Origin of the sequence: Kitasatospora sp. NPDC087861, assembly GCF_044742585.1 — a bacterium.
GTDB lineage: Bacteria > Actinomycetota > Actinomycetes > Streptomycetales > Streptomycetaceae > Kitasatospora.
In genome coordinates, this window is the sequence record NZ_JBIUUS010000013.1 from 59,748 (window position 1) to 73,479 (window position 13,732).

A 13,732-nucleotide genomic window follows, 5' to 3' on the forward strand; every position below is an offset into this window, starting at 1 on the left:
GACGGCTCGGAAGGCGCGATCGACGGTGCCGACGGCCCAGAGGGCGTGGTCGACGGCGTCGACGGCTCGGAAGGCGCGATCGACGGTGCCGACGGCCCAGAGGGCGTGGTCGACGGCGTCGACGGCTCGGAAGGCGCGATCGACGGTGCCGACGGCCCGGAAGGCGTGGTCGACGGCGTCGACGGCTCGGAAGGCATCCTGGCGTGCGTGGACGGCACCGAAGTGGTGCCCTGCGAAGGCTCCGCCGAATTCTGGCATTCAGCTATCGAGGCGGTCCATCCTTTACCGAAGTTCACCTGATAATCTTTCGCCCTATTATTTGCATCTTGCCGCTCCTGGCTATTGGGCGGCGCCTTATTTATCGCATCAGCGAGATCGGATGGGAGCCCTGATTCGCTGGCAGGCGGCGGCCCTGACGTGAGCTTTTCGCCCGATGCGCAGAAACGTGAGCCGGCAGCATACCCTGCCGTATAGCCGTAGCCGCCCTGATCACTACCTTGTGACGGGGCTGCTGCGACTACAGAATTCGGCAGGGAAAGAGCGGGCCTCGCCAGGGCTGTACTGGCGCCACCGAGGAGCGTACTGATCGCCATTATGGCGGCCGCCGTGAGCCCACTGGCTCGCTTTACTCGCTTGACCCTATACCCTTCAATAGACATTTCAACGTTCGCTCTCACTAATATTTTTCGCCCTATTCCCTTTTTGATCACACTACATCGCGGCGCGTGATGACGAAAGGGTCGGGCAGTCTGCCACCTGCCGCACGCCGCACGCCGACCGAAGGGAAGGCGACCACCCATCCGCTGAACCGTGGACTCCTGGCCGGTTGGCACATGGTCGGCCGTCACATCACTGCGCGCGGGGCCACCTTCCACCGACGTCCGACCGCGCGGCGCCGACAGCGGTCGTGCTCACGACGGGGCCCAGCAGGACGGCAAGGAGGGAGAACGAATATGAACAAATCAGAATGAATTGGCCACCCATCGGGTGTGTGAACTATTTCCGCGACCACGGGTATCGCGACGCCAATTCGCGGCAGAGATGCGCGGGTCACTCAAAGGGCCTGGTCGCAGGCTTGCTCGGCACCGGTCGGCGCTGCGTTCCGGGGCCGCCATGGCACGCGGGAAGTCCACTCTAGCGGTGGTTTGTCAAACCCGTGATGAGAGATTGAGCACCCGCCCGCCGGCCGATGAAGCAGCCCTCGCCCTCGCGGCCGACATCGCCTCGTCCGCCACCTCGCCGAGCACCTGTGGAATCCCGATCAAATACAAGAATCGGGTTGGCTGGGCTAGGGTCCGTACAGCTGATGGCAAAGGGCACGGCCGAGGCTGCGACAAAATCGGTTGGGAGAAAGGAAGTACGGGACGTGAACAGCACCACGGGGGGCCTCTACCAAGCGTTCGCGGAGCGGGAGGCTCGCGGGAACTCGGCGAGCTACCAGGAGCTGGCCGAACGCGTCGCCGAGGATGCCGGGTTGCGCGCGCTGCTGGACGGGTTGCCGGCCGCGAAGCGGCAGCCGAACCTGCTGTTCAGCGCGGTCCGTCACCTCGGTGGGCCGGTGAAGGACGGCTATCCGGCCTTCCGCGACTGGACGGTGGCGCACTGGGACGAAGTCGCGGCGACGACGCTGGAGCGGCGGACGCAGACCAACGAGGCCGGCCGGTGCGCCACCCTGCTGCCGCTGCTGGCGGCGCTGCCGCAGCCGCTCGCGCTGATCGAGGTGGGGGCCTCGGCGGGGCTCTGCCTGTACCCGGACCGGTATCGGTACCAGTATGTGGGTGAAGTGGAAGGCTCCGCAGAGGAGTTCGGCGCCGAGGGGAGCCCGGTGACGCTGGAGTGCGCGGTGCGCGGGCCGGTGCCGCTGTGGGATCGACTACCCGAGGTGGTCTGACGCGCCGGGATCGACCTCAACCCGCTGGACGTCCGGGACGAGGAGGACATGCGCTGGCTGGAGTCGCTGGTCTGGCCCGAGCAGACCCACCGGCTGGAGCGGCTGCGCGGCGCCGTCCGGGTTGCCCGGGCCGAGCCGCCGTACCTGGTGCGCGGCGACCTCAACACGACGGTACGGGAGTTGGTGGCGCAGGTGCCCGCGGGGGCGACGCCGGTGGTGTTCCACAGTGCGGTGCTCGCCTACCTGTCCCCGGAGGCCCGGGAGGAGTTCGCGGCGACCATGCGCGGTCTGCCCGGGCACTGGATCTCCAACGAGGCGCTCTCCGTGCTGCCGGTCGTCGAGCGGCGTCTCCCCCGCCCGGCGCCCGCCGGCTCCGGGTTGTTCGCGCTCGCCCTGGACGAACGGCCGGTGGCCTTCACCGGACCGCACGGGCAGTCCCTGGACTGGTTCGAGCCCCTGGACGAGTTCAGGCCGCACGACGGGTTCGAGCCCCTGGACGGGTTCGGGCCGCGCGACGGATTCGGGCCGCTGGAGCGGTCCGGCGCATAGGGCCCGTCCAGGACTTGAAACTGCCGCAGCGGCAGCTTCTACCGTCGTGACCAGGGCCGGAGGAACCGGCCCTGGTCCACGCGAACGTGAGCGAGGGAGACGACACATGGCATCGGCCTGGCCCATCGCGGAGGTTGCCCGGATGTCGGGCGTGACCGCCCGAACCTTGCGGCACTACGACGAGATCGGGCTGCTGCCTCCGGCCCGGATCGGCTCCAACGGCCACCGCTACTACGAGGAGCGGCAGTTGCTGCAGCTGCAACAGGTCCTCGTGCTGCGGGCGCTCGGAGTCGGTCTGACCGAGATCGCCCGGATCCTGGGCGATCAGGTGGACGAGCTGGAGGCCCTGCGGGACCACCAGCACCGGCTGCTCGCCGAGCGCGACCGGCTGGACACCCTGGCCGCCACCGTCTCCCGCACGATCGCCGACCTGGAACGCTCCCGGAAGGACGGCACCCCCATGACCAGCATCAACCGCCCGGAGAACCTGTTCGAGGGCATCCAGCCCGCCGACGTCGAGGAGAGCCTGCGCGACTTCCCCGAGCACGCCGAAGCGGCCCGGCGCGCGACCGCCGCGATGAGCCAGGCCGAGATCGAGGCCGGGCAACGCGAACGGACCGCGCGGATGGTCCGCCTGGCGGAGCTGATGGCGGCCGGCCACCCGGCGGACGCCGAGCCCGTGCAGAGCCACATCGACGCCGAGTACCAGGCGCTCACCGCGCTCCGCACGGTCTCGGTCGAGGAGTACCGCGCGATCGCCCGCTCCTGCACGGAGAACCCGCAGTGGAGCGCCGCGTACGAGGCCATCGCCCCGGGCCTGGCCGCGTACCAGCGGGCCGCCATGGAGGCGTACGCGGCGGCGCGGCCGGCCTGAGCCAGGCGGGCCGCTGGCTGAGGCCCGTGAGCGGGACCTGAGCCGGCGGGCCGCAGGCGGGGCCCGTCAGCGGGCGGCCGGGCCGGCGGCGGCCGTTCGGGGGACGGACGCCGCCGGGCCCTGGTCGTCCTCGGACCGGGCCGCTTCCGTAGGGGGACGGGCCCCACGGAAGCGGCCCTTCACGCCGTCCGGAACCCCTGACCGCCCTACCGAACTTGCCCCGGCCTACCGGGGTCGGCCTGCCCGACTCGCCCAATCCGCCCGGCCGCCGCTACTCGGTGCGCAGCGCCGTGGCCGTCCGGGTGCGGGCCGCCCAGGTGGCCGGGGGGAGGGCGCCGAGCAGCGCCAGCACCAGGCCGCCGAGTATCAGCGGCCCCACCACCGACGGGTCGAACACGGTGAGGTCCGCCTCGGGCACCCCGACCCCGGCGGCGCGAGCCATCGCCGGCATCACCTGGTGGTGCAGCACGATCCCGATCGGGACCCCGATCAGCCCGGCCACCAGCCCGCTGCCGCAGACCGAGGTGACCACCATGCCGACCGTCTGCCGGGGCGACATCCCCAGCGCCTTGAGCACCCCGAGGTCGTGCACCCGCTCCCGGGTGTCCAGCAGCACCGTGTTGAGCACGCCCAGGCCGGCCACCACGGCCAGCAGCAGGGTGAGCGTCCCGGCCAGGGTGTTCATGGCGAGCATCACGATGTTGATCTGCTGCCCGCCCGTTTCGGCGCTCAGGCCCAGCGGCCGGACCGCGTCGTCGAGTCCGTCCGCGTACGCCTTCGCGTCCGTCCCCGGGGTCAGGTCGATGTGGAAGCCGACCGCATCGGTCTGGACGGCGGTGCCGAGTGGGGCCAGCGTGGCCCGGTCGACGAACACCAGGTCGTTGGTGGTCAGGACCTCGCCGCTGATCCGCACCGGGATGCTGCGCCCGTTGTCGGTGAGGGTGACGGTGTCGCCGACGCGCACCTGGTTGGTCCGCAGGAAGGAGGTCGCGACGACCGCCTCGCCGGGGCCCTGGAACCATCGGCCGGAGATCATCTGGTAGCCGCTCCAGGAGGCGTCCCCGGTGAAGGCGATCACCGCCGAACGCCCGGTGTTCCCGGCCACGGCGACCGGTGTCGGCGCGCTGCTGTACCAGGCCCGGGTGCCGGGGCGGGTGGTGATCGCCTTGGCCACCGCGGCCTCGTCCACGTGGTCGACGGCCTTCGTGGAGCTCTCGATCGGGATCTGGACGACGACCTTGCTCGAACGCTCGGCCTGCAGGCCGTCCTGGAAGGCGCCGAGCGAGAGTGTCAGGCCCACGCAGAGGGCGACCCCGGCCGTGCCGAGCACCACTGCGGCGGCCGTGGTCGCCGAACGGGCCGGGCGGGTGAGCGGGGTCGCCAGCCCGAGGCTCAGTGCGCGCGGCACCGGCAGCCGGCCGATCAGGTGCTGGAGCCTGACGATCGGGCCCGGCGCCCCGGCCCGGACCGGACCGCCGCGGGCGGCCGCTCGCCGGGCGCCCGGTGCCGTCCGGCCGACCGCGAGCGCCTCCACCGTGCGCAGCCGGCCGGCCCGCAGCGCGGGCACCAGCGCGGTGCCCGTCACGGCGGCCAGGGCCACGGCCGGGACGACGACGTCCACCCAGAGCGGGATACCGAGCAGGCCGCCGCGCAGGGCCTTGTGCGCCACCCCGAGGACGGGCACGGAGAGCAGGTTGCCCCCGAGCACGCCGAGCGCCGTACCGACCCCGGCGGGGATCAGCGCCTGGCCGACGTAGGCGCGCGCCACCTGGGCCGGGGTGAAGCCGAGCGATTTGAGGATGCCGATCCGCCGGGTGGCGGCGCTGACGGCGCCGCTGACCACGACGCCGATGATCAGCACCGACATGGCCAGGCCGAGCACCCCGAAGGCCGTCACGAACGGGACGAAGGTCGCGGCCGTCCGGTTGGCCTCCGCCTGGGCCGGCCGGTGCGAGGTGGCCTTGGCGAGGGCGCCGCCCGGCACCGCGGCGGCGAGCGCGGCGCGGTCGGCCTCCACCTCGGTGTCGTTGTCGGCGTGGGCGAAGCGGTAGAGGTACTGGGCGGCGGGCTTCGTACCGGGCGCGGTGAGCGCGGCGACCTGCTCGGGGGCGATCCAGCCGTCCGCGCTCCAGGAGACGGAGGTGGCGAGGCCGACGACCTTGAGGGTCGGATGCCCGGGGAGGTCCGGGAACTGCAGGCTGTCGCCGACGGCCAGCGGCGAGTGGCCGTCCAGGAACACCACCTCGCCGGGGCCGGCGACCCAGCGGCCCATGGTGATCCGCAGGCCGTCCATCGGGCCGTCCTTGGCCCGACCGACCAGTGTCATCGGCGGGAGCGGGCTGCCGGGCGGCGGGATCCGGACGTCGGCACCGGCGCGCGGCTGGACGGAGAGCGCCGGGTAGGGGCCGGCCGAAGCCGTCACGCCGGGGGTGTGCGCGGTCGCGGCGAGCTGGGCGGGGCTCGCCTTGGTCGGGTCGTACAGCACGTTGAGGTGCGCGCCGTGCTGGTCGGCGAAGGAACGCTGGTAGGGGCCCTGGGAGGCGACCAGCAGGCCCGTCGCGAGGATGCACGCCGTCACGGCCGCCATCGTGGTGAGCACCATGACCAGGGTCTGCACCCGCTTGCGGCCGACCCCCGCCCGGACCACCTTGCCGAGCGCGCTCATGCGCCCACCCCGCTTCGCCCGGCCGGGGCACCCGCCCACGCGCGCCGTCCCGTCGTCCGCCCGGCGTGCCTCGCCCGAGCAGGGCACCCGCCCACGCACGTCCTTTCCACGGCTCGCCCGGTCATCGCACACCGCCGGAGGTCGGCACGGCCGCGGTGTCCCGGACCAGCCGGCCGTCGAGCAGCTCGATGGTCCGGTCGGCGCAGGCCTCGGCGAGCGCGGTGTCGTGGGTGACCAGCAGAATCGTCTGGCCCTCCGCGTTGAGCCCCCGCAGCAGGTCGCGGACGTCGGCGGCCGAGGCGGTGTCCAGCGCCCCGGTCGGCTCGTCGGCGAGCAGCAGCGGCGGGCGGTTCATCAACGCCCGGGCCACCGCGACGCGTTGACGCTCGCCACCGGAGAGCCGGCCGGGGAAGTCCTGGGCGTGCCGGGCCACCCCGAGCCGCTCCAGCAGCTCGCCGGCCCGGGCTCGGGCCTGCTCCCGCCGCATCCCGGCGAGCTGGGCCGGGAGCAGCACGTTGTCCTCGACGTTCAGGTCCTCCAACAGGTTGAAGAACTGGAACACCATGCCGATCCGCTTCCGCCGGTACTCGGCCAGGGCGGCCTCGCCGAGCTCGTGGACGGCCACGCCGTCCACCTCGACGGCGCCCTCGCTGGGGCGGTCGAGGCCGGCGATCAGGTTCAGCAGGGTGGACTTGCCGCTGCCCGAGCGGCCGAGCACGGCCAGCGCCTCGCCGGCCCGGACCTCCAGGTCGAGCCCGGCCAGCGCGGGGCGGGCGGCGTCGGATCGGTCGTACGTCTTGCTGACGCCGCGGATCCGGATGATCGGCGCGTTCACGGGCCCTCCACGGTTCGAGGTCCGGCACCGGAAACCCGGGCCGGCTGACGGGACATGACGCTACGAATCCGGGGCGGGGTCCGGACAGCCGTCTGGACGGCCTCTCCGAGGTGTATCCAGATACACCTCGGATTGGGGGCGCAGGCCTAGAGCGCTGGACCGGTTCGGCGGGGCAGACTGACCGCCGAATGATCAACCCGGGGCCCGTGTGGCCACCGACCGGAGAGGAGGCGCGCAATGACGACGACCGTGCTGTCCAGGGCAACCGCGCAGGTGGAGGGCGCCCTCGCGGCCTGCGTGCGGGCGCTCTACATGGTGACGCTGGCCGTCACGGGGCTGCTGGCGCTGCTGGCCGGGCCGGTCCTGCTGACCGCCGCCCTGCTCGGCCCCGACGACGCCGAGCCGTTCGAACATGGTCTGGGCGGGCCACTGATGCTGCTGGTGCCACTGGCACCGGTCGCCCTCTGGGCGCTCTGCTGGGCCACCGGAGGCGCCGGCCGGGCGGTCGGGGCCGCCCTGTTCGCGCCGGGCACGCTCGCGCTGATGGCCGCCGACCTCTACGGCGGCGCCCCGCCCGGCGGCCGGTCCGGCTCGCTGTGGTTGGCCCCGGCGATGCTGGTGCTCGGCCTGCTCGGGACGCGCTGGATCGCGACGGAGAACCGGCGGGTCGTCGGCCGGTGGAGCGGGCGGCCGATCCCGGTGCCGTACCGCCGTGCCGACACCGGGCCGTGGCGGCGGCTGCGCTCCGGTGGCTGGCTGGGCGACCTGGCGACCTGGCGGGACGTCCTGTGGGTGTTCCTCTCCGGCTGCGCCGTCCTGCTCGCCGCCGCGATCGTCGCGCTGACCCCGATCGCCCTCCAGGTGCTCGGCCGGAACGGCCCCTTCCTCCCGCTGGGCCCCGTCTACGGAATGGGGGTCGTGATCGCCCCGCTGGCTACCCTGTGGGCCGCACCGCCTGTCCTGCGGATGCACGAACGGGCCGCCCGCGCCCTGCTCGGCCCGTCCCGACAGACCGAACTCGCCCGCCAGGTGAGCCATCTGGCCCGGACCAGGGCGGACACCATCGACGCCGGGGCGGCCGAGCTGCGCCGGATCGAGCGGGACCTGCACGACGGGGCGCAGGCCCGGCTGGTGGCCCTGGGCATGCTGCTGACCGTCGCCGAGCAGTTGAAGGACGACCCGGAGGCCCTGCAGCCCCTGTTGGCCGAGGCCCGGATGTCCTCGGTGAGGGCCCTGGGCGAGTTGCGCGACCTGGTCCGGGGCATCCACCCGCCGGTGCTCGCCGACCGCGGCCTGGCCGACGCGATCGAGGCGACGGCGCTGGACCTCCCGCTGCCGGTCACCTTCGCCGGCGGGCTGCCCGGGCGGGCACCCGCCCCGGTGGAGTCCGCCGCCTACTTCGCGGTGAGCGAGCTGCTGGCCAACGTGGTGAAACACGCCGGTGCCTCGCACGTGTGGATCGAGATAGGGCACAGTGACGGGCTGCTGCGGATATCGGTCACCGACGACGGGCGCGGCAACGCCGACCCGTCCCGGGGAACCGGCCTCAGCGGAACCGAACGACGACTGGCCGCCTTCGACGGGGTGCTCGCGATCAGCAGCCCACCCGGTGGCCCGACCATTGTGAACCTGGAGATCCCGTGCGCGTTGTCATCGCCGAAGACCTCTTCCTTCTCCGGGACGGCCTGACCCGGCTGCTGGAGGCCAACGGCATGAAGGTCACCGCGGCGGTCGAGACCGGCGACGAACTGCTCTCCGCGGTGGCCGCCGACCGGCCGGACATCGCCGTGGTCGACGTCCGGCTGCCGCCCAGCTTCACCGACGAGGGGCTGCGGGCGGCGCTGGCGGCCCGTCAGGCGCACCCCGGCCTGCCCGTCCTGGTGCTGTCGCAGTTCGTGGAGCAGCTGTACGCGCGCGAGCTGCTGGCCGGCAGCACCGGCGGGATCGGCTACCTACTGAAGGACCGGGTGCTGGACGGCACCCAGTTCATCGACGCGGTGCAACGGGTCGCCCAGGGCGGCACCGCGATGGACCCGGAGGTGATCACCCGCCTGCTCACCCACAACTCCTCGGCCGGCCCGGTGTCGACCCTCTCCCCGCGCGAGCGGCAGGTGCTGGGGCTGATGGCCGAGGGCCGTTCCAACGCGGCGATCGCCCAGCAGCTGGTGATCACCGAACGGGCCGTCGCCAAGCACACCGCGTCGATCTTCGTCAGGCTCGACCTCCAGCCCTCCGACGACGACAACCGCCGCGTCCTGGCCGTGCTCGCCTACCTCAACAACGGCTGAAAGGAGCCGCACACGAAGGGTTCCCCATCCGAGGGTCCGGGGATTCCCAACCTGAGGATCCACCGACAACTGAGAGATATCCCTCCACCGCAGGGGGCTCGCCCGCCACGGAGAAGGTCATCTAGGCTGGTGACGTGCTCATCCTTGTTCGCCGCCGCCACGTGGACCTGCTCCGCGTGACGAGCATGTCCTGTCGACGCTCCAGCTGAACCTCGCGCCCCCTCAACCAGGCGGCCCCCACCCGGCCGCCTCCACCTCCCGGCTCCCGGAGCACCCGCCGCACCAGGCGATTGCTCCGGCCGCCTCCCCGGTCGATCACCGGGGTCGGCCGGGACGAGACCCAGCGGATGTCACACATGTCGCAGCAGCACACCCCTATACCCGGCTCCCTCCCGGTGATCGACCTCTCGCTCGCCGTCGGCGGCCCGGACGACCGCCGCCGACTGCACGACGAGCTTCGCGCCGCAGCCACCGACGTCGGGTTCTTCCAGCTCGTCGGCCACGGCGTCACGCCGCAGGAGACGGCCGCGCTCACCGACGCGATGCGCGCCTTCTTCGCCCTCCCCGAGGCCGACCGGCTCGCCGTGAGCAACCTCAACTCCCCGCACTACCGCGGCTACACCCGCACCGGCGACGAGCGCACCGGCGGCAGCCAGGACTGGCGCGACCAGCTGGACATCGGCGCCGAGCTGCCCCCGCACGTCCCCGGTGGCGACGAGCCCCCGTACTGGTGGCTGGAGGGCCCCAACCAGTGGCCCGCGGCGCTCCCGGAGCTGCGCACCGCCGCGCTCGGCTGGATCGACCACCTCAGCGAGATCGCCCGCCGACTGCTGCACGAGCTCCTCACCGCGATCGGCGCCCGCCCCGACTTCTACGACGAGGCCTTCGCCGGCCACCCCCACCTGCGGCTCAAGCTGGTCCGCTACCCCGGCACCGCCCCGGACGGCGCCGGCCAGGGCGTCGGCGCCCACAAGGACTACGGCTTCATCACGCTGCTGCTCCAGGACACCGTCGGCGGACTCCAGGTCGAGCGTCCGGACGGCACCTTCCTGGAGGTCCCGCCGATGCCGGGCGCCTTCGTGGTCAACCTCGGCGAACTGCTGGAGGTGGCAACGGACGGCTACCTCAAGGCCACCAACCACCGCGTGGTCAGCCCGGTCGGCGCCCGCGAGCGCTTCTCCGTCCCGTTCTTCTACAACCCCCGCCTCGACGCCCACATCGAGCCACTGGACTTCCCGCTCGCCCACCACGCCCCCGGCGCCACCGAGGACCCGGCCAATCCGCTGTTCGCCGAGTTCGGCCTCAACGAGTGGAAGGGCTACACCAGGGCCCACCCCGAGGTCACCCGCCGCCACCACGCCGACCTCACCGAGGCCGCCTCCCGCTAGGGCCTGGGACCGCAGGTCACAAGCACCGCCGCCCGAGTCCGCCCCCGCCGCCACCCGCGCGGCGGGGGCGGACTCGCGTCTGCGGCGGCCCCGGCCCGTACGGCGGACCTGCCCCGTGTGCTCCGACCGGCCGACGGGGCACGGCGCCGCACGCGGTGGACCAGCGGGGCGGGCACTGTCACACTGCTGCTGTCACAGTGGAAGTGTGCCAGCGCGGGAGGCGACGGATGGGGGAGCACGGGGCCGTGGAGGACGGGGTGGTCCGGCTCACGGTGGACGAGTTGGCGGCGCGGGCCGGGGTGACGGTGCGGACGGTGCGGTTCTACGGGACGAAGGGGCTGCTGCCGCCGCCGGAGCTGGGGCCGCGCCGGGTCGGGCGGTACGGGGCGGCGCACCTGGACCGGCTGGAGCTGATCGAGGAGTTGCAGCGCCAGGGCCTGACCCTGGCGGCGATCGAGCGCTATCTGGCCCGGCTGCCGGAGGACAGCACACCGCTGGACCTGGCGATCCACCGGGCGCTGGTGGCGTCCTGGACGCCCGGGGCGGCGGAGGAGCTGGGCCGGGCGCAGTTGGAGCGGCGGGCCGGGCGGGGGCTGTCGGAGGAGCAGGTGGAACGCCTGGTCGCGATGGGGGCGTTGGAGCGGACGGCCGATCCGGAGCTGTTCCGGGTGGATCCGGGCCTGCTGCCGCTCGGGGTGCGGATCCTGGACGTGCCGATCCCGTTGGAGACGCTGCTGGCCGCGCGGGCGGTGCTGCTGGAGCACAGCCGGGCGACGGCCCGGGAGTTGCAGCGGCTGTTCCGGGAGACGGTGTGGAAGCCGTACCGGGAGAGCGAGCCCGCGCCGGACGAGGTGGCCCGGATGAAGGCCCTGACCGACCACATCCAGCCGATGGTGGCGCAGGCCCTGGTCACGGCGTTCCAGCGCTCCCTGCGGGAGGAGCTGGGTGAGGCCGTACGGGGCACGGCCTCACCCGCCCAGGATTGACGGTCAGTCAGTGAAGGTGCGCCCCTCCGCCGCGATCCGCTCCAGCAGCGCGGGCGGCGCGAACCGTTCGCCGTAGGCGGCGGCGAGTTCGCGGGCGCGGGCCGCGAAGCCGGCCGGGCCGCCCTCGTACCCGTTGATGTACTGGAAGACGCCGCCCGTCCAGGCCGGGAAGCCGATGCCGAGGATGGAGCCCACGTTGGCGTCGGCGACCGAGGTCAGCACGCCCTCCTCCAGGCAGCGCACCGAGTCCAGCGCCTCGCTGAACAGCATCCGCTCCTTGAGATCCGCCAGCGGGATCGCGACGCCCTCGGACCCAGAGCCCTCAGGCCCAGCGCCCTCGCGCCCAGAACCCTCGCGCCCAGAACCCTCAGGCCCAGAGCCCTCCCCTCCGAAGTGCTCGCGCAGCCCCGGCCAGAGCCGCCCGCGCCGGCCGTCCTCGCCGTACTCGTAGAAGCCCGCGCCGCCGCTGCGCCCGGGGCGGCCGAACTCGTCGACCATCCGGTCGACCACCGCGTCCGCCGGGTGGGGCGTCCAGGTGCCGCCCGCGGCCTCGACCGCGCGCCGGTACTCGTCGCGGATCTTGCGCGGCAGGGTGAGGGTGAGCTCGTCCATCAGCGACAGCACCTTGGCGGGGTAGCCGGCCTGGGCGGCGGCCTGCTCGATGCTGGCCGGGTGGACGCCCTCGCCGACCATGGCGACGCCCTCGTTGAGGAACTGGCCGATGACCCGCGAGGTGAAGAAGCCGCGCGAGTCGTTGACCACGATCGGGGTCCTGTCGATCTGCCGGACCAGGTCGAAGGCGCGGGCGAGCGCCTCGTCGCCGGTCTGCGGACCGCGGATGATCTCGACCAGGCGCATCTTGTCGACCGGGGAGAAGAAGTGCAGGCCGATGAAGTCGGCGGTGCGCTCGACGCCTTCGGCGAGCAGCCCGATCGGCAGGGTGGAGGTGTTGGAGCAGAGCAGCGCGTCGGGGGCGAGGACGCCCTCGACCTCCTGGAACACCTTGTGCTTGAGCTCGGTGTTCTCGAAGACGGCCTCGATCACCGCGTCGCAGCCGGCCAGGTCGGCGGGTTCGGCGGTGGGGGTGATCAGGGCGAGCAGCGCGTCCCGCTCGGCCTCGGTGGAGCGGCCGCGGGCGATCGCCTTGTCCAGCAGTCCGGCGGAGTAGGCCTTGCCGCGCTCGGCGGCCTCGACACTCACGTCCTTGAGCACGACCTCGATGCCGGCCTTGGCGCAGGCGTAGGCGATGCCCGCGCCCATCATCCCGGCGCCGAGCACGGCGACCTTGCGGACCGGCCGCTTCTCGATGCCCTTGGGGCGTCCGGCGCCGGAGTTGACCGCCTGCATGTCGAAGAACAGCGACTGGATCATGTTCTTGCTGGTCTGCCCGCAGGCGAGCTCGGTGAAGTAGCGGGCCTCGATCGCCATCGCGGTGTCGACGTCGACCTGGGCGCCCTCCACGGCGGCGGCCAGGATGTTGCGCGGCGCCGGGTAGGGCGCGCCGTTCAGCTGCTTGCGCAGGTTGGCCGGGAAGGCGGGCAGGTTGGCGGCGAACGCCGGGGTCGAGGGGGTGCCGCCGGGGATCTTGTAGCCCTTGACGTCCCAGGGCTGGACGGCGGTCGGGTTGGCCTCGATCCAGGACCGCGCCCGGACGGTCAGCTCCTCGGGGGCGGTGACGAGTTCGTGCACCAGCCCGTGCTCCAGCGCTTGCGCCGGGCGGTACTGGCGGCCCTGCAGGAGGAACTTCAGCAGCGCGTCGGTGATGCCGAACAGCCGGACCGTACGGACCACTCCGCCGCCGCCCGGCAGCAGGCCGAGGGTGACCTCGGGCAGGCCGATCCGGCTGGCGGGGGTGTCCAGGGCGATCCGGTGGTGGCAGGCGAGGGCGATCTCCAGACCGCCGCCGAGCGCGCTGCCGTTGACCGCGGCGACGACCGGCTTGCCGAGGGTCTCCAGCTTGCGCAGCGCCCGCTTGATCCGCAGGGACTTCTCGAAGACGGCGGCGGCGTCCTCGGGGCGGGCGGCGGAGAGCATCCGGAGGTCTCCCCCGGCGAAGAAGGTCTTCTTCCCGGAGGTGACGATCACGCCGCGCAGCTCGTCGGAGGCGGCGAGGCCGGCCAGCCGGTCGACGACGGCGTCGAAGTCGGCGGTGAAGGCCTCGTTCATGGTGTTGACGGACTGGGTGGGGTCGTCGAGGACGAGGGTGACCACGCCGTCCTGGTCCTGCTGCCAGCGGATGGTGGTGGTGTCGCTCAT

Annotated in this window: 8 protein-coding genes and 2 pseudogenes; 7 read left to right on the forward strand and 3 right to left on the reverse strand. The window is 72.9% G+C overall.

Annotated features, from left to right (window positions below):
- The 3 genes and pseudogenes from ACIOJE_RS19620 to ACIOJE_RS19630 all read left to right on the forward strand — a co-directional run.
- Positions 1-300, forward strand: a pseudogene (locus ACIOJE_RS19620) (hypothetical protein); the annotation flags it as partial.
- A 1,066-nt stretch (positions 301-1,366) separates the two neighbouring features.
- Positions 1,367-2,440: pseudogene (locus ACIOJE_RS19625) on the forward strand (DUF2332 domain-containing protein).
- Positions 2,441-2,546: 106 nt separating this feature from the next.
- Positions 2,547-3,314: a MerR family transcriptional regulator gene (locus ACIOJE_RS19630; RefSeq protein WP_400777534.1), complete on the forward strand. Its 768-nt coding sequence runs from the start codon at positions 2,547-2,549 to the stop codon at positions 3,312-3,314.
- Between the two features lie 271 nt (positions 3,315-3,585).
- On the opposite strand, the gene ACIOJE_RS19635 is transcribed toward ACIOJE_RS19630, so the two are convergent.
- Complete coding sequence (locus tag ACIOJE_RS19635; RefSeq protein WP_280674179.1) at positions 3,586-5,979, reverse strand: FtsX-like permease family protein; 2,394 nt, start codon at positions 5,977-5,979, stop codon at positions 3,586-3,588.
- A 121-nt stretch (positions 5,980-6,100) separates the two neighbouring features.
- Positions 6,101-6,814, reverse strand: coding sequence for an ABC transporter ATP-binding protein (locus tag ACIOJE_RS19640; RefSeq protein ID WP_400777536.1), 714 nt, complete (start codon positions 6,812-6,814; stop codon positions 6,101-6,103).
- 237 nt (positions 6,815-7,051) lie between these two features.
- On the opposite strand from ACIOJE_RS19640, the gene ACIOJE_RS19645 reads away from it, so the two are divergent.
- The 4 genes from ACIOJE_RS19645 (at position 7,052) to ACIOJE_RS19660 (ending at position 11,476) form a co-directional block, all read left to right on the forward strand.
- Positions 7,052-8,503 carry a histidine kinase gene (locus tag ACIOJE_RS19645; RefSeq protein WP_400777537.1) on the forward strand — a complete coding sequence of 484 codons (1,452 nt, stop codon included), beginning with the start codon at positions 7,052-7,054 and terminating at the stop codon, positions 8,501-8,503.
- Positions 8,455-9,102, forward strand: a complete 648-nt coding sequence (locus ACIOJE_RS19650; RefSeq protein WP_280674182.1) for a response regulator transcription factor — start codon at positions 8,455-8,457, stop codon at positions 9,100-9,102. Before ACIOJE_RS19645 ends, ACIOJE_RS19650 begins: the two co-directional genes overlap by 49 nt.
- 356 nt (positions 9,103-9,458) lie before the next feature.
- On the forward strand, positions 9,459-10,490 hold the full coding sequence (locus tag ACIOJE_RS19655) for an isopenicillin N synthase family dioxygenase (RefSeq protein ID WP_400777540.1): 1,032 nt from the start codon (positions 9,459-9,461) through the stop codon (positions 10,488-10,490).
- 227 nt (positions 10,491-10,717) lie between these two features.
- Positions 10,718-11,476, forward strand: a complete 759-nt coding sequence (locus ACIOJE_RS19660) for a MerR family transcriptional regulator (protein WP_280674184.1) — start codon at positions 10,718-10,720, stop codon at positions 11,474-11,476.
- A 3-nt stretch (positions 11,477-11,479) separates the two neighbouring features.
- On the opposite strand, the gene ACIOJE_RS19665 is transcribed toward ACIOJE_RS19660, so the two are convergent.
- Positions 11,480-13,732, reverse strand: a complete 2,253-nt coding sequence (locus ACIOJE_RS19665) for a 3-hydroxyacyl-CoA dehydrogenase NAD-binding domain-containing protein (protein ID WP_400777542.1) — start codon at positions 13,730-13,732, stop codon at positions 11,480-11,482.